The 20,731-nt window shown below is 40.1% G+C and carries 13 protein-coding genes; 3 read left to right on the forward strand and 10 right to left on the reverse strand.

What is annotated here, in order from left to right; genetic code table 11:
• Positions 1 to 4: 4 nt before the first annotated feature.
• The 4 genes from DC53_RS16710 to DC53_RS16695 form a co-directional block, all read right to left on the reverse strand.
• Complete coding sequence (locus tag DC53_RS16710) at positions 5 to 1,519, reverse strand: SpoVR family protein (RefSeq protein ID WP_033028619.1); 1,515 nt, start codon at positions 1,517 to 1,519, stop codon at positions 5 to 7.
• A 19-nt stretch (positions 1,520 to 1,538) separates the two neighbouring features.
• Positions 1,539 to 2,822 carry a YeaH/YhbH family protein gene (locus DC53_RS16705; RefSeq protein WP_033028620.1) on the reverse strand — a complete coding sequence of 428 codons (1,284 nt, stop codon included), beginning with the start codon at positions 2,820 to 2,822 and terminating at the stop codon, positions 1,539 to 1,541.
• Positions 2,823 to 2,853: 31 nt separating this feature from the next.
• Positions 2,854 to 4,776 (reverse strand): PrkA family serine protein kinase, encoded by a 1,923-nt coding sequence (locus DC53_RS16700; protein WP_007375848.1) that lies wholly within the window; start codon positions 4,774 to 4,776, stop codon positions 2,854 to 2,856.
• 210 nt (positions 4,777 to 4,986) lie between these two features.
• Positions 4,987 to 5,568 (reverse strand): superoxide dismutase, encoded by a 582-nt coding sequence (locus DC53_RS16695; protein ID WP_007375847.1) that lies wholly within the window; start codon positions 5,566 to 5,568, stop codon positions 4,987 to 4,989.
• A 266-nt stretch (positions 5,569 to 5,834) separates the two neighbouring features.
• On the opposite strand from DC53_RS16695, the gene DC53_RS16690 reads away from it, so the two are divergent.
• Positions 5,835 to 6,173, forward strand: coding sequence for a Grx4 family monothiol glutaredoxin (locus DC53_RS16690; RefSeq protein WP_004335359.1), 339 nt, complete (start codon positions 5,835 to 5,837; stop codon positions 6,171 to 6,173).
• A gap of 89 nt (positions 6,174 to 6,262) precedes the next feature.
• Here DC53_RS16690 and DC53_RS16685 read toward each other — a convergent pair whose 3' ends face one another.
• From DC53_RS16685 to DC53_RS16660, 6 genes are all read right to left on the reverse strand, one after another.
• Positions 6,263 to 7,576, reverse strand: coding sequence for a sensor histidine kinase (locus DC53_RS16685; RefSeq protein ID WP_033028621.1), 1,314 nt, complete (start codon positions 7,574 to 7,576; stop codon positions 6,263 to 6,265).
• Positions 7,576 to 8,901, reverse strand: coding sequence for a sigma-54-dependent transcriptional regulator (locus DC53_RS16680; RefSeq protein WP_033028622.1), 1,326 nt, complete (start codon positions 8,899 to 8,901; stop codon positions 7,576 to 7,578). Before DC53_RS16680 ends, DC53_RS16685 begins: the two co-directional genes overlap by 1 nt.
• A gap of 71 nt (positions 8,902 to 8,972) precedes the next feature.
• A complete protein-coding gene (locus DC53_RS16675) occupies positions 8,973 to 10,181 on the reverse strand; it encodes an ABC transporter permease (protein WP_007375843.1) in 1,209 nt (402 codons plus the stop codon).
• Between the two features lie 11 nt (positions 10,182 to 10,192).
• Positions 10,193 to 11,506 carry an ABC transporter permease gene (locus DC53_RS16670; protein WP_007375842.1) on the reverse strand — a complete coding sequence of 438 codons (1,314 nt, stop codon included), beginning with the start codon at positions 11,504 to 11,506 and terminating at the stop codon, positions 10,193 to 10,195.
• Between the two features lie 3 nt (positions 11,507 to 11,509).
• Positions 11,510 to 12,220: an ABC transporter ATP-binding protein gene (locus tag DC53_RS16665; protein WP_004335374.1), complete on the reverse strand. Its 711-nt coding sequence runs from the start codon at positions 12,218 to 12,220 to the stop codon at positions 11,510 to 11,512.
• A gap of 42 nt (positions 12,221 to 12,262) precedes the next feature.
• Positions 12,263 to 13,516, reverse strand: coding sequence for an efflux RND transporter periplasmic adaptor subunit (locus DC53_RS16660; RefSeq protein ID WP_033028623.1), 1,254 nt, complete (start codon positions 13,514 to 13,516; stop codon positions 12,263 to 12,265).
• Between the two features lie 697 nt (positions 13,517 to 14,213).
• Between DC53_RS16660 and gltB the strand changes: the two genes are divergently transcribed.
• A complete protein-coding gene (gene gltB, locus DC53_RS16655) occupies positions 14,214 to 18,671 on the forward strand; it encodes a glutamate synthase large subunit (RefSeq protein ID WP_033028624.1) in 4,458 nt (1,485 codons plus the stop codon).
• 9 nt (positions 18,672 to 18,680) lie between these two features.
• A complete protein-coding gene (locus DC53_RS16650) occupies positions 18,681 to 20,096 on the forward strand; it encodes an FAD-dependent oxidoreductase (RefSeq protein ID WP_024598346.1) in 1,416 nt (471 codons plus the stop codon).
• Positions 20,097 to 20,731: the final 635 nt, after the last annotated feature.

Genomic DNA, 20,731 nt, shown 5'->3' on the forward strand with positions numbered 1-20,731 from the left:
ATATTCACTCTGTTGTATGACGAGTGTCATCTGTTGGACATTGACCAATAGTTGAAATCTCACCAGAATTAGACCCTTCTTCCAGTTTTACCTTAAAGCCCCATAGCCTGTAAAGATGTTTTAGCACTTCTTCATGTGAGTTTGCCAATGGAATGCAATTATGAGGTACATAGCGAAGTGTAAGTGCTCTATCACCTCTAATATCAACATCATATACCTGAATGTTAGGTTCATGATTACTTAAATTATATTGCGCGGAGAGCACTTCTCTAACTGTTTTATAGCCGCTATCATCGTGTATCGCACCAATCTCTAAATGGGGATTATTAGTATGGTCAATAATAGTAAATAATTTGAAATCACGAATTAACTTCGGCGATAAAAACTGGCTAATAAAGCTTTCATCTTTAAAGTTTTCCATGGCAAAGTGCAATGTATCTAGCCAATTACTGCCTGCATACTCAGGAAACCATTTTTTATCTTCTTCAGTTGGATATTCACATATTCTGCGAATATCAACCATCATATTAAAGCCTAAAGCATATGGGTTAATGCCTGAATAATACTTACTGTTATAAGGTGGCTGATAAACTACGTTGGTATGACTTTGTAAAAACTCTAACATGAATGAGTCGGTGAGCTTCCCTTCATCATATAAGTGATTAAGGATGGTGTAGTGCCAAAATGTTGCCCAACCTTCGTTCATTACTTGAGTTTGTTTTTGCGGGTAAAAGTATTGCGATATTTTACGGACAATACGAATCACTTCACGTTGCCAAGAGTCGAGTAATGGGGCATTTTTTTCAATAAAATATAAAATATTTTCTTGAGGCTCAGTAGGAAAATGGCGTTCTTTCTTTTTAGTTTCCTGTTGCTGTTCGGGAATCGTACGCCACAATTCGTTTACTTGTGATTGTAAGTATTCTTCACGTTCTTGTTGGCGTTTTTGCTCTTCAAATAGTGATATTTGCTGTGGACGTTTATAGCGATCGACCCCGTAATTCATTAACGCATGACAAGAGTCGAGTAAGCTCTCTACCTGAGTAATACCATATTTTTCTTCACAGCGGCTTATGTAGTTTTTAGCAAATACCAAGTAATCAATAATTGAGCCAGCATCGGTCCAGGCTTTAAATAAGTAATTACCTTTAAAAAATGAGTTATGTCCGTAACATGCATGCGCCATTACAAGTGCTTGCATAGGTAGGGTATTTTCTTCCATTAAGTACGCAATACAAGGGTCTGAATTTATCACTATTTCGTAAGCGAGGCCCATTTGCCCGCGCTTATAATTTTGCTCTGTTTGGATAAACTTCTTACCGTAAGACCAATGACTGTAGCCAATAGGCATGCCAACGCTTGAATAAGCATCCATCATTTGCTCAGCCGTTATCACTTCAATTTGATTAGGGTAGGTGTCTAATCTGTAATGAGCAGCAACGCGAGCAATTTCACCTTGGTACTCATCTAATAAATCAAAGGTCCAATCTGGGCCATCACTCAATCGTTTATCATTCATAATGCTACCTCGCTTTTGGCTATGCAGAGTTTTGCTGTTGACGACCTTTTTTAAATAGCTCCCTAAAAATTGGGTAAATATCTTCAACGCTTTGAATATGCTGTATGGCGAAATTATTATGGCTGTGTGTTATAGATTCATATTCGCGCCATAGGCTTTGATGAGCACGAGTGCTTATTTCAATATAAGCAAAATAACGTACTGCGCTTAAGAGCTTATTACGCAAAATTTCACCACATTGCGGTGTGTCGTCCGCCCAGTTATCGCCATCGGAGGCTTGTGCAGCGTACACATTCCATTCATCTGCGTGATAACGCTCTTTTATTATTTCATTCATTAATTTAAGAGCACTCGAAACAATAGTGCCGCCAGTTTCTTGGGAATAAAAAAACTCTTGTTCGTCTACTTCTTTAGCCTGTGTGTGGTGGCGAATATAAACAACTTCTATGTCTTTATAGCTGCGCGTTAAAAATTGATAGAGCAAAATATAAAAACGTTTTGCCATGTCTTTTGTTGGCTGATCCATTGAGCCTGACACATCCATAATACAAAACATCACCGCTTTGCTGGTGGGATGAGGGCGCTTTTCGTAATTACGAAAACGTAAATCGTAGTTATCAATAAACGGAACCGACTTAATTTGCACTTTTAATGCTGCAATTTCTTTTTGTAACAAAGCAATTGCCGCTTTATCGTTATGTGGACCAGCAAGCAGCAGAGCAAGTTGTTCTTCGAGCTCTTTTAAACGGCGTTTTTTACCTGCACTCATGGCAACACGCCGTGCAAGCGAGCCTTGAAGAGAGCGTACAATGTCAATATTACTTGGCATGCCGTCGCTACAAAATCCTGCGCGATGGGTTTTCATTTGCACTAACTTATCAAGCTGGTTCTCTTGTAAGTTAGGAAGTTCTAGATCTTCAAACAGTAAATCAAGGTATTCATCTTTTGATATTGAAAATACAAACTCATCTTGTCCCTCGCCCGAATCGCTGGCGTCACCTTCACCGGCACCACCGCCTTGTCCGCCTTTAGGGCGCTCAATTTTATCACCTGTAGAAAACTGATCGTTACCAGGGTGAATTTGCTCTCTATTCCCGCCTTGCCCTTGATGAAATGTAGGTTCGCTGATATCGCGTTGTGGAATAGAAATACTCTCACCAGAGCTTGAATCGGTAACGCTGCGTTTGTTAATCGCATCTGAAACCGCTTCTTTAATTTGCTTTTTATAGCGCCTAATAAAGCGCTGGCGATTAAGCGTACTTTTATTTTTTCCGTTTAAACGCCTATCTATAAAATGCGCCATATTGACCTCCTATATACTACGACTATGAAGGTTATTGCGATTTTCTAACCCGTAAATACCACTCAGAAAGCAAGCGAACTTGTTTTTGTGTATAGCCTTTTTCGACCATACGGTTCACAAAGTCTTCGTGCTTTTGCTGATCCTCTGCAGACGTTTTAGTATTAAACGAAATAACAGGGAGTAAATCTTCGGTATTAGAGAACATTTTTTTCTCAATCACCGTGCGTAGTTTTTCGTAGCTTGTCCATAGTGGGTTTTTACCGTTGTTGTGTGCACGGGCACGCAGTACAAAGTTCACTATTTCATTACGAAAATCTTTAGGATTAGAAATACCCGCTGGCTTTTCTATTTTTTCAAGTTCAGCGTTTAGCGCTGCGCGGTCAAATAGCTGTCCTGTATCGGGGTCGCGATATTCTTGGTCTTGTATCCAAAAATCTGCATAAATAACATAACGGTCAAAAATATTTTGTCCGTATTCCGAGTACGATTCTAGATAAGCGGTTTGCAGTTCTTTACCTATAAACTCGACATATTGTGGAATTAAATAGCCTTTTAAAAAGCTTAAATAACGCTCTTCTATTTCACTTGAAAATTGCTCGCGCTCTATCTGTTGCTCAAGCACATAGAACAAATGCACCGGATTTGCAGCAACCTCAGTGGTATCAAAGTTAAACACACGGGACAAAATTTTAAACGCAAAGCGGGTAGAGAGCCCCGTCATACCTTCATCAACCCCTGCGTAATCACGATACTCTTGATACGATTTTGCTTTAGGGTCGGTATCTTTTAGAGTTTCGCCATCATATACCCGCATTTTAGAATAGATACTTGAATTTTCTGGCTCTTTTAAACGTGATAGCGTCGTAAATTGCGCCAATGTTTTAAGTGTACCCGGTGCACATGGCGCGTTGTATAGCTCGCTGTGCTCAAGTAATTTGTCGTAAATTTTAATTTCTTCAGTTACACGTAAGCAATAAGGGACTTTTACAATATAAACACGGTCTAAAAATGCTTCGTTGTTTTTATTGTTTTTAAAGGTTTGCCACTCAGACTCATTCGAGTGAGCGAGGATCATGCCATTAAAGGGCAGGGCACTAATGCCTTCTGTGCCGTTATAGTTACCTTCTTGGGTTGCGGTAAGTAAAGGATGCAGCACTTTAATAGGCGCTTTAAACATTTCTACAAATTCCATCAGCCCTTGGTTAGCTAAACATAAAGAGCCAGAGTAGGCGTATGCATCAGGATCGTTTTGGGCAAAGTGCTCAAGCTGGCGAATATCGACCTTACCAACCAGTGCTGAAATATCTTGGTTGTTTTCATCTCCTGGTTCGGTTTTGGCAATGCCTATTTGGTTTAAAATAGAAGGGTAGCGTTTAACCACTCTAAACTGGCTAATATCACCATTGAACTCTTTTAAGCGTTTGCCTGCCCAAGGCGACATAATGGTTTTTAAGTAGCGCGGTTTAATACCGTACTCTTTGCTGAGTACGTCTGCATCTTCGATAGGATCAAACAAGGAGAGGGGGTGGTCGTTTACAGGAGACCCTTTAATTGAATAAATAGGCACTTGTTGCATTAAATACTTTAGTTTTTCAGCAATGGATGATTTACCCCCACCTACAGGCCCGAGTAAATAAAGCACTTGTTTGCATTCTTCTAGCCCCTGAGCCGCATGTTTTAAATAAGAGACTATTTGCTCAATGGCGTCTTCCATACCATAAAAATCAGCAAAGGCAGGGTAGCGCGCAACCACTCTATTAGAAAATAACCGACTTAGTCGTGCATCCGTTGCGGTATCTACCATGTGTGGTTCGCCAATTGCCATGAGTAGGCGTTCTGGTGCGCTGGCGTAGGCAGACTTATCGGTTTTACAAATCTCAAGAAATTCAGCGATACTGTATTCTTCTTCCTGTGCCGCTTCGTATCGTGCTTGGTAATGCTCAAAAATCGTCATAATAACCTCCGAAACCCGCTGTAAAAAGGTGCTTACCTTTTAAAGTCTAGTCACGAATTGGTATTTTTGTGCAATAAAATTAAAAATTTAAGTGAAAAAAGATCATGTTGAACTAATGAACACAACAACACGTATAAACGAAAAAGTAAAAGAATAACATACAAAAAAAGACGCCTAAGCGTCTTTTTAAAATTAGCGTTTAAAGGCTAATTAAGCGAAGTTAGCGTTCGCGAATTCCCAGTTAACAAGCGACCAAAAACCTTTAAGGTAATCTGGACGAACGTTACGGTAATCAATGTAGTAAGCGTGTTCCCATAAATCCACAGTAAGGATTGCAGTAACGCCATCATCAGTTAATGGTGTAGCAGCGTTAGATGTATTAACGATGTCTAGTGAACCATCAGCAAGCTTAACTAACCACGTCCAGCTTGAACCAAAGTTATTTACTGCTTTATCGTTTAATGCCGCTTTAAACGCATCAAAAGAACCCCATTTAGCGTTGATTGCATCAGCAACTGCGCCAGTAGGCTCGCCGCCGCCGTTTGGAGATAAGCTGTTCCAGTAAAAAGTATGGTTCCAGATTTGTGCTGCGTTGTTAAATACGCCGCCTTCTGATGAACATACGATCTCTTCTAGAGATTTGTTTTCAAACTCAGTACCAGGAATTAAACCATTAAGCTTAACCACATAAGTGTTGTGGTGTTTGCCATGGTGAAACTCTAGTGTTTCTTTTGAAATATGTGGCTCAAGTGCGTCGATTGCATATGGTAGTGACGGTAGTTCAAATGCCATTTTTTTATCTCCATCTTCTTTGGTTGATAGTCCATTTGGTAATACGTAATGCCTGTTGAAACAGACCAGTTACCTATACCAAGCGGTAATATAGTGTTACTATAATTGTTGAGTATTTTACTCAAGTTTAAGCAAACAGCAATGCTATTGCGAAAGACTATTTCAATTGCGGCTTTATTTGCCCATTTTAAGTTATATATTTGTGGTCACGATGAGTTATTTTCAAGACCAAAATATATTTAGCTATCGTTACTTTGAGGTTGTAGATGGAAACCATTGATAAAATTAAACAGCAAATTTCAGAAAACCCAATAATCCTTTTCATGAAAGGGTCACCAAAATTACCAAATTGTGGTTTTTCTTCACAAGCATCGCAAGCGTTAATGTCATGTGGTGAACCATTTGCATACGTTGATATTTTACTTAATCCAGACATTCGTGCTGAGCTTCCAGCATATGCTAATTGGCCAACATTCCCACAACTTTGGGTAGATGGTGAATTAGTTGGTGGTTGTGACATTATTATCGAAATGTTTCAACGCGGTGAATTACAGCCGTTAATTACAGAAACTGCTGCTAAATACAAAGAAGCTGACGCAGAGTAATTTATTACTCAACCTGAACTCAGGTTATTAAGCTCTTTAAACACAAAGCCACTTTAAAAGTGGCTTTGTTGTTTTTAATTTGTGTGAATTTATGAATAAGGAAGGCTCACTTGCACGTTTAAGCCGCCCTCTATTTTGTTATGTAAACTTATATGCCCTTGGTGTGCTTCTGCGATTTCTCTGCATAAGGCTAACCCCAAACCACTCCCCGTACTTTTTGTAGAATAAAAGGGCACTAAAGCATTTGCCATTACTTGCTCGCTCATTCCTTTGCCGCAGTCGCTTACATTTATAACACATGCTTGGGGTACAAACTCGACCTGAATATGTATTTCATTTGAGTTGGAGCCTGACTCGTGTGAATTTTTTAATAGGTTTATCAGCAGCTGCTCGAGTTGTGTTTGATCAGCTTGTAATTCATTGTGTGAATTTTTTATTTCGTAGCTAAATTGCCAATGATTTTTTAAATTATTGAGTGTGTTTTGCCAGTTAACCCGCGTTTTTTGTGGCTGAGGTAGCTTAGCAAACTTGCCATAGCCTTGTACAAATTCAGCTAAATGACTAATTCGCTCATCAATAGTTGCAAATACACGGGCAAGGCGAGGCTCATCAACTTTATTTGCGAGCAATTGTGCGCTGTGTAGCATGGATGACATAGGGCCGAGTGAATTATTTAATTCGTGGCTAATAATGCGTATTACTTTTTTCCACACTGCAACTTCTTGGCGACTAAGTTCACGGGTTAACTGTTTAAATATATATAAATGATGCTTTTGATTATTAAGTAAAAACTCCCCAGTGGCTAAATGCCAAGTTTGTGAGTCTTGATTCTCTATTTCTATATTAAAGAGGCCATCAATACCGTGCTCTATAGCTGCTACTAATTGCAGAGGCGAATTTTCGAGTAACTTGCTTAGTTGCATACCTTCAAGGCGAGATGCGCTATTAAATAAGCTACGGCTAATTAAATTACTAAATACCACCGTATTATTATCATTGACCAGCAGTAGCGCTTGCGGCGAGCTTTGCAATACTTTATCAAGCATTAACTCGCGCTGGTAAATCCATTGTTTTTCTTGGCGAAGCTGTTTTGCGGTTTGATTATAAAGTTGGCATAGCTTTCCAAGTTCATCATTACTTTTATACGCAAGCAAACTGGAGAGCTCACCATCTTTAAAATTAAGTAATCCGGTTTCGAGCGATTGCATGCCAAGCTTTATTGGCTTGGTGATGGCTCTTGAAAGCAAGGTGCTAAATGTAAGCGTTAGTAATATTAAAAGCAGGGTGTAATACATATCAAAGCCACTTAGCGCGGCAATAATAACAACAGGCAGCGCGCTACAAAGCCCGCAAATTAATACAATCTTTTGGCTTAGGGTAAAGTTGCTAATAATGTTTGGCATTAATAATCAATACCCATTTTTTGTAACCGCCTGTAAAGTGCTTGTCGGCTTAAACCAAATTCACGGGCCACTTTGGCTATAACACCTTGATGAGTGCGCATTGCGTGTTCTATTTCCTGTTTGGTCGGCTCTGCTTTTTGTTGGGAAGAGACCGGTGACGAAAGAGCAAAGTCATCGACTGTAAGCGCACCTGTAGGTTTTAGTACCGCTACACGCTTACAAGCGTTTTCTAGCTCTCGAACGTTACCTGGCCATTTGTAGTGTTGAAGTGCTTGCTCTGTGTTTATAGTCAACTCTCGGTGAGGTAAAAAGTGGCTAATAAGCGCTAAAACATCATCTTGTCTTTCGCACAGGGCAGGCACATTGAGCTCAATTACGTTAAGGCGATAATATAAGTCTTCCCTAAATCGACCTTGTTCAATTGCTTGTAGTAAGTTTTCGTTAGTGGCCGATATAACGCGCACATTTACTTTTCGTGTTTGCGTTGAGCCTAAACGTTCAAACTCGCCGGTTTGTAGTACGCGTAGTAATTTTATTTGTCCTGAAAGTGGTAAATTACCAATTTCATCTAAAAATAACGTACCGCCATCAGCTGCTTCAAATCGACCAATACGTTGTTTAGTTATCCCCGTGTATGCGCCAGCTTCAGCGCCAAAAAGTTCGGCCTCTATAAGTTCTTGCGGTAATGCACCTGCGTTTACCTTAATAAAAGGTTGCGATACAAGTGGGGAGTTTTTTTGAATAATATGCGCAATACACTCTTTGCCACTCCCATTAGGGCCTGTAATTAATGCAGATATATCAGATTTAGCCACTTGTAGCGCCATAGTAACCAGTCGTTCCATCGCAGTACTTTTAAATATTAGCCCAGCAAGGTCTGCATTTTTAAATGTACCTTCACGTTCTTGTTGATGGCGATTATGTGTCGCCACTATTTTTTTAGCACTGCCTAGCTCTATTAAGTTACCGATACAAACTAGTAGTTTTGCATCATCCCAGGGTTTTGGTAAGTAATCAGCAGCACCTGCTTTTACAAGCTCAATGGCGGTGGCAAGTTCGGTCCAGGCTGTAATAAGTATAATAGGTGAGTGTGGGTTTATTTCTCGTAGTTCATAAAACAACGCTTTACCTTCTTCGCCAGAGGTCGTGTCACTGGTAAAGTTCATGTCTTGAATTACAAGCTCAATGCGTTGATAGCGAACTATTTGCAGAGCATCAAACGGATTTGTTGCAGTGACTACCGAAAAGTCGTGGATCTCGAGCAACAATGAAAGTGCGTCGAGTACTGCTTGGTTATCATCAACAATGAGTATTTTATGAGTCATAGGTTATTTTTATAATTTTTTGATGGCTACACTGCCTTACTAAGCAGTGTAGCATAGTGATTTAAATATAATTAAATAGTGCGAGTTGCGATACTGGGCGAAATATTGGCAGCGCGTTTAGCTGGCGCTAATACTGCAAGTAAACTCATTAATAATACGGCAATGGCGGTAACGGCTATATAACTTGGCGGTAGTGCGGCTACAGAAAAATACTGCATTAACATTTTCCCAAGTAGTATTGCTGTTACTACACCTAAGGCTAAACCTAGGCTACAAATTAATGCATTTTCTACTAAAAAGTAGCTAACAATAGCTGACTTTCTTGCGCCAAGTGCTCTGCGTGTACCAATTTGCTTAGTACGTTTGCTAATATTAAATAAGGTTAAGCCAAAAATACCGAGAGCGGTTATAAGCACTAAAATAGTGATTAATACTATGAGCATGCGCATCATAAGGCGATCTTGAGCGGTGTACTCATTTTTTAGTTCATCAAGCCCTTTAATGTTATTAATAACGCGCTTACTGTAATTTGCAAGCATGGCATTTTCTATTTCTTTCATTACAGTTGCTCGCTGACCTGGCTCTGTACGAACGGCAACTTGTGTATAACTTTCTGCTTTAATATAAGGAATAAACGCAAAATTATCGGGTTTACTGTCTTTGAGCCACGGGCCTTTCATTTTTCCGATCACGCCAATAACTTTAAGTGGTAGGTCACCAAAATAAACTATTTTCCCTAAACCATCTCCATCAGGATAGAGCTCATCAAGTAGGGCTTTAGTGACTATAGTGACGTTGGTGCGCTTTTGTGTAATTTCGTTTGTAACGAGCACTTCATCTTCGGTAAAGTTTCGCCCTGCAATTAAGTTAACGCCGTAGGTATTAATAGCATGATCGTCTATAAAAATATAAGCGGCCCTGACACTTAGGCCTTCTTGTGGGGCAGGTTTTAAATTAAAGCTCGAAGCGCTGCCACTCCCTGATAGTGGAATACTACTGCTTAATGCGGCATCGACCACGCCTGGCATTTTTCTAAGCATGCTTTCATCAAGCTCAAACTGCTGACTTAAGTTAATATCAGTACCAAAGGTCATTACATTAAACTTAAATATATCTTGTTCAGGGTAGCCCGTTTCTTGGTTTAAATAACTAATTCTATCTTGAATGATAAATGCAGCATTACTGACTATGGCTGTGGTAATTGCAATTTGAATTAGCAGTAATACAGCGCCCACCTTTGAGCGGCATAAGGCGTTAAATATAGGTTTTATTTCTAACATTGTGACATTCCTTATTGGCTCTTAAGATAAATAGCAGGGTTGGTTTTACACACTAGCCAAGCAGGGTACAAACCAGCCAAAATGCAGGTTGTAATTGCAATCAATGGGGCGCTCAATAGCATGGTTAAATCCATTGTCGCTAAATTTTCATAGTAGTCATAGCTTTGCCCTACGCCCATTAAGCCAAGTTGTGCTAGTACAATTCCTAGCATGCCACCTATAAAGCCAAGCATGGCGACCTCAACTAAGTGCTGTAAAAATATTTGCCTTTTACTCGCACCTAATGCGCGTCTTACACCTACTTCTGGCGCTCTGCGTAAAAACTTGGCTAAAAGTAAACCTAAAATATTGGCTAAGCAGACACCTAAAAACATAAAGCTCAGGCCCACTAAAATTTTATTGTCTTCGGTGACGACGTTATTGTATTGCATCCATTGGTTTACATCGCGAAGTTTATACTCAAGTTCTTTACGATTAAATCGCCCACGTTTTTGTTGTTCCTGCATATAGGCTAATAAGTAATTTTGATAGGCTTGTTTTTGTTCAAGCGTATTTAGCTCTGCCCAAAACTGGATCCATACTTGCTCAGATTGCAGTTTATCTGCAAAGGTTGGTGTGTTTTCGTGCTTCCATCCATTGCTATTGCCCCAACTTACGAGCTCTTTTGCCTTTATTAAGCTAAAGGGCATAAATAACTCTTCTACTTGATTAAATGCACCGTTATTTAAATCATAATATTTAATATTGAGAGGCCAATGGTTAATAACACCAGCTACTTGGTAGCTTGCATCATCTAAGTAAATCAGTTCTCCGACAGAGTTTTTTCCTGCAAATAGTTTATCGTTTATCTCTTGGGTAATAACAACCACAGGTGCAGCTGAGTTTTCTTGCTCTTTGCTCCAAGCCCCACCGTACAAAAATGACAAATCAAACATGCTAAAAAAGTCAGGCGTTGTCATCCGTGCACTGCCAATAAAGGGTTTTATTTTATCTGAATCTAAATAAACTGAAAAGCCGGTACGCATCATAGCCACTTTTTTCTCTGACGTGGGCGCGTTTAATAAGTTCTCAGCATCTTGATAGGTCAGTTGCAGTGGCATGTTATCTTCTGTCCACCACGTACTACCATCGTCCATTGTTTGTAATTGCACACTGTAAAGTTGGCTGCTTTTTTCTGGGATAGGATCGGCCGACATCATATGATAAACACTAAGGCTGGTCATTGTTATGCCTATACCTATCGCAATGGCAAGTACCATTAAAAAGCTAACCAGTGGGGTGCGCTTGAAGCTGCGCCAACTTAAATCTAAATAATGAATAAACATTAGTTAAACCCCCGATGCTGTTTTTATAGTTTGCGCGCCCTGATAAAGCGTAAAGTCGGCAAGCTGCCCATCAACTACTTGAATATTACGCGGAGCACGGCGGGCTAATTCGCTATCATGCGTTACCATTACAATAGTGGCACCGTCGCGATTGATTTGTTCAAGTAACTCCATAACTTGGCGAGCCATTAAGCTGTCAAGGTTACCTGTTGGCTCATCGGCTAGTAAAAAACGAGGTTCACCAGCAAGCGCACGGGCTATTGCCACACGTTGTTGCTGGCCACCAGAGAGTTGTTGAGGTAAGTGTTTAGCGCGAGATGCTAAACCAACTTGTTCAAGGCATTGCTCAATTCGACGTTTTCGCTCATTTGCTTTAATCCCTCTATAGCGAAGAGGAACTTCTATGTTTTCATATAAATTTAAATCAGGGATTAAATTAAAGCCTTGGAATATAAAGCCAATTTTTTGATTACGTAAATCAGCACGTTGGTTGTCGTTTAAGCTGCCAACATTAACACCATCCAACAGGTACTCACCTTCGTTAAAAGGCTCGAGCATACCTGCAATATTTAAAAAGGTTGTTTTTCCTGAGCCGCTAGGACCGGTAACAGCAATAAATTCGCCTTCGTTTACTTGCAGGTTAAAGTCTCGAAGTGCATGGGTTTGTACCATTTCTGTTTGATATACTTTACTTACATTGTTCATTTGTAACATGGGTGTTCCTAATTATTTTTAGCGTTGGTTGAGAACGTCTGTTTAATTTAATAAAATCGTATCGGCTTGCTTAAAGTCGCTGTAGCTTGAAATAATAATTTCATCGTTTTCTTTAACACCGCTTAAAAGTTCTACCGCGTTAATGCTTGTGGCGCCTATAGTAATAGGTATGCGTTTTGCAATATTGCCTTCTACCTTATAAGCTACAATTCCGCCTTGCTGCATAAAAGCGCCGCGTTTTACTTGCATTATGTCTTGGCGGTTATCGAGTAAAATACGTGCAGTTAAGCGTTGGTTTTGACGAATGTTATTACTAACTCCATCAAAGCGAACGCGCGCTGTTACTTCACGATTATTAACTTCTGGTGATATGGCGGATAAATTCCCCATCACTGTTTCATTGCCTAACTTAAGCTCTACTTCCATACCGAGTCCTAATTCGTTTGCATAACTTTCAGGTACTTGAAGCTCCGCTTCGAAATTACTTAAGTCGACGAGTGTCATAAGAGGTTGGCTTTGCGTCACTGCGGCTTTTTGTTGCACAAGAAGGTTACCCACGATCCCAGTAACGGTAGCTTTAATAGATAGGTTGCTTACTTTTCTGATTAAATCATCAACAATAAGTTGCTGGCGGGTTACATCACTTTTAGCTGCTTGTAGTTCAAAGGCGAGCGTGTCTTTGGCAAGCAATACCTCTTGTTGTGCATGCTTATATGTGAGCTTTGCACGTGATAAATCATCAACTGCTTTTTCAAGATCAATTTGGCTAATTAAGTGCTTTTGTATTGATAACTGCGCCCGGCGATTTTCGCGCTCAGCGGCGTTAAGCTCAACTTGTGCCATATCAAGTGTTTTATTTAAAGTGAGTGTTTGGCGTCTTGCTTGCAAATGCTGCCTTTGCTGCTCGCCTTGTAGTCGTTTAAGTACAGACTCCTGTTGCTTTAATTCGTTAGTTAACTCAGGGCTTTGCAGCAGAGCAAGTGTGTCCCCTTGCTTTACTGTATCGCCAGCCTTTACTTTTAAATCTATAAAACCATGTTCTGGGCTGTAGATTTTAGGAGCATTAGCAGCAACAATTTTACCACTGGCGGCAATGTCTCGAATGAGCGCTTTAACGTGTACTTTGGCAACCTGTACTTTTGAGCGGCTAATAGAGCTTTTAGCGCTATGACTCGTTAAAAAAATATAAGCAATTGTCGAGGCTACAATGAAAATAACCGCAGTGATGACCGCGTATTTTTTATAGTTCATAGGTGCCTTTACTTGTACGTCTTGTGCGCTGGTATCTTTAATCATTAGGCTCTCCTACACGGCTTTTATATATTTTTCACACAGTAGAAAAAAAACTGCGGTGCAAATAGCGACAATAGGAGATATCAAAAATAAACTAAGCATAAACATAATTATTCCACTTAACGAATGTGTATAGCTCTATACTATTAGCATGCCAAAGCGTAACTCACTGTAATTAGTTAATTAAATTTTATTTTATGTGTTTTTTATATGTCCGCGGACATAAAAGTGTCCGCAGTGGACGCATTAGTAAATAAAAATTCACTATTAAGAGATTAAAAATGCCACAAATATTAATAACTATACTAATGACCAGTAAAAAGAAGAGAGGTTAAGCCTCAAAATTACGGAAATAGCACAAAACTATCTAAATGTTAACTAACTTTATCGGTGTATGTTGAATATTTATTCACTGAATGAGGGCTTTACGTTTACGTAAGCTGTAGCTTTTTACTTGGTTGTTTTTACAAAATGTTAAACTTGACACCAGTGTCATGAAAAAATAACGCCTAATATACGACTAAATGTTAAAAATAATGATGAAAAAGAAATCTTGCTATGAAGTGAGAAATATTCAAGAATGTGAATATGTATTCAAAATGCTATTGACTCTATTTACGATAGAGGCTAGTTTTGTCCGTCTGTTAGCAAATCGTCGAGCAGTTCATCCACGCTAACAGTGCAGCAAGGGGAGGGGTCTATGTTATACGACTCAAAATTAGAAAAAGAAAATTGTGGCTTTGGCTTAATAGCCCAAGTTAATGGTCAAGCTAGTCATAGGCTTATTCGTACTGCTATTACGGGGCTTGATCGCATGCAGCATCGTGGCGGTATATCTGCCGATGGTAAAACAGGTGATGGCTGTGGTTTATTATTACAAAAACCAGACAGCTTTTTTCGTGCTATTGCGGCTGAGAACAATTGGCACTTAGGTAAAAATTATGCCGTAGGTATGATTTTTTTAAATTCAGATCCTGTTTTAGCACAAGCTGCAAAACAAATACTTAGCGAAGAATTAGAAAAAGAAACGCTAAATATTTTAGGTTGGCGCGTAGTGCCAACCGACCCATCAATGTTAGGTCCTATAGCAGTACAACAATTACCTGGGTTTGAACAAATTTTTGTTAGTGCGCCAGAAGGTTGGCGTTCTAAAGATTTAGAGCGACGCTTATATGTAGCGCGTCGTCGTGCTGAAAAGCGTATTGTTGATGATGAAGCTTTTTATATTGCAAGCTTGTCTGGATTAGTTACTATCTATAAAGGCCTTATGATGCCTGCAGATTTACCTAACTTTTACCTAGATTTAGCTGATATTCGTATGACCAGTGCGATTTGTGTTTTTCATCAACGCTTTTCTACTAATACTCAGCCGCGTTGGCCTCTTGCTCAACCTTTTCGTTATTTAGCACACAATGGTGAAATTAATACCATTGAAGGTAACCGCCAATGGGCACGTGCGCGTTCTTATAAGTTTGCGTCACCACTTATTCCTGATTTACAAACAGCGGCACCGTTTGTAAACGAAACTGGTTCTGATTCATCCAGCCTAGATAATATGCTTGAGCTATTTTTAGCTGGCGGCATGGATTTATTCCGTGCGATGCGCATGCTTGTGCCACCTGCATGGCAAAAAAACCGTGCAATGGACGATGATCTACGTGCATTTTATGACTTTAACTCTATGCATATGGAACCATGGGATGGTCCGGCAGGTATTGTAATGTCGGATGGTCGTTTTGCGGCGTGTAACCTTGACCGTAATGGACTTCGCCCTGCGCGTTATGTAATTACACAAGATGGCTTTATTACGCTTGCATCAGAGGTGGGTATTTGGGATTACACTGCTGATGAAGTGGTTGAAAAAGGTCGTGTTGGTCCAGGTGAATTATTAGTTATTGATACTAAGCTTGGCAAAATTTGGCATTCGGATGAAATCGATCAAGATTTAAAATCTCGCCATCCATACAAGTCATGGCTTGAAGAAAATGTTAAACGTTTAGTTCCATTTGAAGAACTTACTGAGCAAGATGCCGGTAATCGTTCTTTTGATAATGAAACGCTAGCTAAATATCAAAAAATGTTTGGTTATACCAACGAAGAGCTTGATAGCGTTATTCGTGTAATGGGTGAAAACGGCCAAGAAGCAACAGGCTCAATGGGTGATGACACACCATTTGCTGTGCTTAGTGAAGGACATCGTTCACTTTATGATTACTTCCGCCAAAAATTTGCGCAAGTAACAAACCCACCTATCGATCCACTGCGTGAAAATCATGTAATGTCACTTGCAACCTGTATTGGTAGTGAGCAAAATGTATTTAACGAAACAACAGGCCACGCTAAGCGCCTACAGTTTGATACGCCAATTTTAATGTACGCAGACATGCAGCAATTATTAAATGCTGATGAAGCACATTACAGCTACTGTAAAATTGATATTACGTATACAGTTGAAGAAGGATTGGAAAAAGCAGTATCGCGAATTTGTGATATTGCGCAGAAAAAAGCAGCATCGGGCTGTATTATGCTTGTTCTAACAGACCGTAACTTTGATGAAACGAATTTACCTATTCCAGCAGCTATGGCTGTGGGCGCGGTGCAAAATCGTCTTGTTGATAATAATCTTCGTTGTGAATCGAATATTATTATTGAAACCGGTAGTGTGCGCGATGCACACCAATTTGCAGTTTTATTAGGTTTTGGTGCAACTGCCATTTATCCATACCTTGCGTATGAATCGTTAGTTGCAATGAGCGACAATAAAATTATTGATAAGTCGTATTGCGAAGTAACGCTTGCTTATCGTAAAGCCATTAACAAGGGCTTATATAAAATTATGTCTAAAATGGGCATAAGTACGGTTGCGTCATATCGTTGCTCAATGTTGTTTGAAGCGGTTGGTTTATCTGATGCTATTGTACAAATGTGTTTTAAAGGAGTGGCAAGTCGCATACAGGGTGCTTGTTTTACCGATTTTGATGACGATCAACAGAGCCTACATAAACTTGCTTTAAGTAAACGTAAATTATTAAGCCACGGCGGTTTGTTTAAGTATGTTCATGGTGGCGAATATCATGCTTATAATCCGGATGTAATCCAAACCCTACAAAAAGCAGTTCGTTCTGGTGAATACAGCGATTACAGTGAGTATGCAAAACTCGTTAATAATCGTCCGATTGCTACGCTACGTGACATGCTTTCGCTTAAATTGCCTGAAACCGGCATTAGCATTGATGATGTCGAGCCTGCAGAAAATCTTTATAAACGATTTGATTCGGCCGCAATGAGTATTGGTGCTTTATCGCCAGAAGCGCATGAGGCGCTAGCAATTGCGATGAACCGCTTGGGTGGGTGTTCAAACTCGGGTGAAGGCGGCGAAGATAAGCTGCGTTACGGTACCGAAAAAAATTCACGTATTAAGCAAGTCGCTTCAGGTCGATTTGGCGTAACGCCGCATTACTTACGTAGTGCTGATGTTATTCAAATTAAAGTAGCGCAAGGTGCAAAACCAGGTGAAGGCGGGCAATTACCGGGTGAAAAAGTAACTCCATATATTGCTAAACTTCGTTATTCGGTGCCAGGTGTTACGTTAATTTCGCCACCACCACATCACGATATTTACTCAATTGAAGATTTAGCACAGCTAATTTTTGATTTAAAACAAGTAAACCCTAAAGCACTTATTTCTGTAAAACTGGTTTCAGAACCAGGCGTAGGAACCATTGCGACAGGTGTTGCTAAAGCCTATGCCGATTTAATTACTATTTCTGGCTATGATGGCGGTACAGGTGCAAGCCCACTTACTTCAGTTAAATATGCCGGTAGCCCATGGGAGCTTGGCCTTGCTGAAACACAGCAAGCACTTGTTGAAAATGGCCTTCGTCATCGCATTCGCCTGCAAACAGATGGTGGCTTAAAAACAGGTTTAGATATTATTAAAGCAGCAATTCTAGGTGCTGAAAGCTTTGGCTTTGGTACTGGCCCAATGGTTGCCCTTGGTTGTAAATACTTGCGTATTTGCCACTTAAATAACTGTGCGACCGGTGTTGCAACACAAGACGAAACACTTCGCCAAAAGCATTATCACGGCCTACCAGAAATGGCGATGAACTACTTTAAGTTTATAGCGCAAGAAGCCCGTGAAATTATGGCAAGCTTGGGTGTTGTAAACTTAACTGACTTAATTGGTCGTTTAGATTTGCTTGAAGCAATTGAAGGTAAAACAGCAAAACAGAAGAAAATTGATTTATCTTCTGTAGTTGCTCAGCCTAATAACCCAACTGGTGAAACACTTTATTGTAGTGCGCCTAATAGCTCACATTATTTAGGAAAGCTTAATGAGAGCCTACTTGCTAAGGCGCAAGAAGCAATTGACGCTTCAAGCGGTATTTCGCTAGTAAGTCGTATTTGTAATACAGACAGATCGGTTGGTGCAATGCTTTCTGGCTATATTGCAGATAAATATGGCAACCAAGGTATGGCTGCGGATCCAGTCGTAATTGAATTACACGGTACTGCGGGTCAATCATTTGGCGTGTGGAATGCAGGTGGCCTTGAAATGACATTGGTTGGCGATGCTAACGATTACGTAGGGAAGGGCATGGCTGGTGGCAAGCTAGTTATTCGTCCACCACTTGGCTCGTCGTTCGAAAGTCATAAAGCTACAATTGCAGGCAACACATGCTTATATGGTGCGACAGGCGGTAAATTGTTTGCAGCTGGATGTGCCGGAGAGCGTTTTGCAGTTCGTAACTCAGGTGTACAAGCCGTTGTTGAAGGCGTAGGTGATAACGGTTGTGAATACATGACTGGCGGCGTTGTATGTGTACTGGGCAACGTAGGCGTTAACTTTGGTGCAGGTATGACAGGTGGTTTCGCTTATATTTTAGATGAGCGAAATGATTTTGAAAAGCGCATTAATCCCGAGCTAGTAGAAGTGGTTACACTTGAAGAATTAGCATCGCATCAAGAACATTTACGCGGCTTAATTGCTGAGCATTTAGAGCTTACGGGTTCATGCAGAGCAGAAAGTATTCTAGCTAACTTTGAATTGTACTTACCGATGTTCAAATTAGTAAAACCAAAATCAAGCGACGTAAAAAGTTTACTCGGGCATCGCGCTCGCAGTAGTGCCGAACTACGTGTTCAGGCGCAATAAGGGGGCAGTATGAGCGAAAATGTATATCAATTTATAGACGTGCAGCGTGTAGACCCACGCAAAAAACCAATCTCGTCACGTAAAAAATCTTTCGTAGAAATTTACGAACCCTTTTCAGAGAATCAGGTTAACTCACAAGCTGACCGTTGTTTAGATTGTGGTAACCCATACTGTGAGTGGAAATGCCCTGTACATAACTACATTCCACAATGGTTAAAGTTAATACGCACGGGCCGTATTATAGAGGCGGCTGAGCTTTCTCATCGTACCAATAGTTTACCAGAAGTGTGTGGCCGCGTTTGTCCACAAGACCGCTTGTGTGAGGGCTCGTGTACGCTCGATGAAGAGTTTGGTGCGGTAACAATTGGTAATATTGAAAAGTACATTACTGATGAGGCATTTAAAATGGGCTGGAAGCCTGATATGTCTTATGTAACATGGACCGACAAAAAAGTAGCCATTATTGGTGCTGGCCCTGCAGGTTTAGGATGTGCTGATATTTTAGTACGAAATGGCGTTAAGCCAGTGGTGTTTGATCGTCACCCAGAAATAGGTGGACTACTCACATTTGGTATTCCTTCTTTTAAACTTGAAAAATCAGTAATGCAAAAGCGCCGTGAAATTTTCACTGAAATGGGCGTAGAATTTAAGTTAAATGTTGAGGTAGGTGTTGATATTACGCTTGATCAAATTTTAGCTGATTACGACGCCGTATTTTTAGGGGTGGGTACGTATCAGAGTATGCGTGCAGGTCTTGAAAATGAAGATGCACCAGGCGTTCATGATGCACTCCCGTTTTTGATTGGTAACACGAACCGTGTAATGGGCTACGACGAGACAAAACAACCGTGTATTGATATGGCTAATCAAAAAGTAGTTGTACTCGGCGGTGGTGATACAGCCATGGATTGTGTGCGTACGTCTATACGACAAAATGCTGCAAAAGTAACGTGTGCTTATCGTCGTGATAAAGAAAATATGCCAGGCTCTAAACGTGAAGTTAAAAATGCGAAAGAAGAAGGCGTTATATTTACGTATAACGTTCAGCCTAAAGGCATTGTATTGAACGATAAAGGTAAAGTAACCGGCGTTAAAATGGTTAAAACTAAATTAGGCGAACCTGACGCAAAAGGCAGAAGCCGTGCTGAAGAAGTACCTGGTTCAGAACATGTTATTGAAGCAGACCAAGTTATTATGGCGTTTGGTTTCCAACCACACAAAATGGATTGGTTAGAAAAATACGATGTAGAAATAAACCACTGGGGCGGTATTAACGCACCAGAACAAGGTGAGTTTACACATCAAACTACTAACCCTAAAATATTTGCTGGTGGCGACATTGTACGTGGTTCAGATTTAGTGGTAACTGCTATTTTTGAAGGACGTAATGCTGCAGAAGGTATTATGGACTACCTTAAAGTATAACTATTTTTTGGTTACTTTAAATATACGTTAAAGCAAGCTTTCGAGCTTGCTTTTTTTTATACGTAATGATGCCTAGACCAACCTGTATAAATCTTTGGGAAATTTAACGAATTAAATTGCACTGTAACGTCGTTAAGGATTTTTTATTTAGAACAATAGGGTATGTTGATCTTTCAGGATTAAAGTTTGTTCAATCTAGGGGCGATTTAATCGCGGAGCGGGGTTTGTAACCTAGTGGGATTGTTGGTAACTGCTCCTGCGTTAGCCAACTGGCTTATATTCATTTAAGAATAAAAAAATTGAGCAAATCTTCCGCGTCCTGCTAATGCACCTTACCTAAATCTATGTAGGTAACAAAGACTTAATCGTCCTTAGAAAGAATCCAAAGGGCAGCGCATATTTGGCATTTATGCTACGTTATCCAAATTTATGGGGAATAATCACACTACATTTGCCTAAATACCAAACATACGGCTGAAAAATCAATCACGAAAGGTCAACACGCCCTAATTATTTATTCTTTATATAAATAATGTAGGCAATTAGGTCTAATATTAGAGAATACTTAACCGTGAAGGTAGGGAGAAAGGGTAATCCCCCCGAAAAATAATAGATGCCAAACGTAGAATTTTCTC

Origin of the sequence: Pseudoalteromonas fuliginea (assembly GCF_000690055.1) — a bacterium.
GTDB lineage: Bacteria > Pseudomonadota > Gammaproteobacteria > Enterobacterales > Alteromonadaceae > Pseudoalteromonas > Pseudoalteromonas fuliginea.

Coding starts and splice junctions, on each gene's coding strand:
- DC53_RS16700 (WP_007375848.1), bottom strand. CDS start 4,776: ATGACGATTTTTGAGCATTACCAAGCACGATACGAAGCGGCACAGGAA.
- DC53_RS16705 (WP_033028620.1), bottom strand. CDS start 2,822: ATGGCGCATTTTATAGATAGGCGTTTAAACGGAAAAAATAAAAGTACG.
- DC53_RS16685 (WP_033028621.1), bottom strand. CDS start 7,576: ATGCCAAACATTATTAGCAACTTTACCCTAAGCCAAAAGATTGTATTA.
- DC53_RS16650 (WP_024598346.1), top strand. CDS start 18,681: ATGAGCGAAAATGTATATCAATTTATAGACGTGCAGCGTGTAGACCCA.
- DC53_RS16660 (WP_033028623.1), bottom strand. CDS start 13,516: ATGATTAAAGATACCAGCGCACAAGACGTACAAGTAAAGGCACCTATG.
- DC53_RS16695 (WP_007375847.1), bottom strand. CDS start 5,568: ATGGCATTTGAACTACCGTCACTACCATATGCAATCGACGCACTTGAG.
- DC53_RS16680 (WP_033028622.1), bottom strand. CDS start 8,901: ATGACTCATAAAATACTCATTGTTGATGATAACCAAGCAGTACTCGAC.
- gltB (WP_033028624.1), top strand. CDS start 14,214: ATGTTATACGACTCAAAATTAGAAAAAGAAAATTGTGGCTTTGGCTTA.
- DC53_RS16710 (WP_033028619.1), bottom strand. CDS start 1,519: ATGAATGATAAACGATTGAGTGATGGCCCAGATTGGACCTTTGATTTA.
- DC53_RS16675 (WP_007375843.1), bottom strand. CDS start 10,181: ATGTTAGAAATAAAACCTATATTTAACGCCTTATGCCGCTCAAAGGTG.
- DC53_RS16665 (WP_004335374.1), bottom strand. CDS start 12,220: ATGTTACAAATGAACAATGTAAGTAAAGTATATCAAACAGAAATGGTA.
- DC53_RS16690 (WP_004335359.1), top strand. CDS start 5,835: ATGGAAACCATTGATAAAATTAAACAGCAAATTTCAGAAAACCCAATA.
- DC53_RS16670 (WP_007375842.1), bottom strand. CDS start 11,506: ATGTTTATTCATTATTTAGATTTAAGTTGGCGCAGCTTCAAGCGCACC.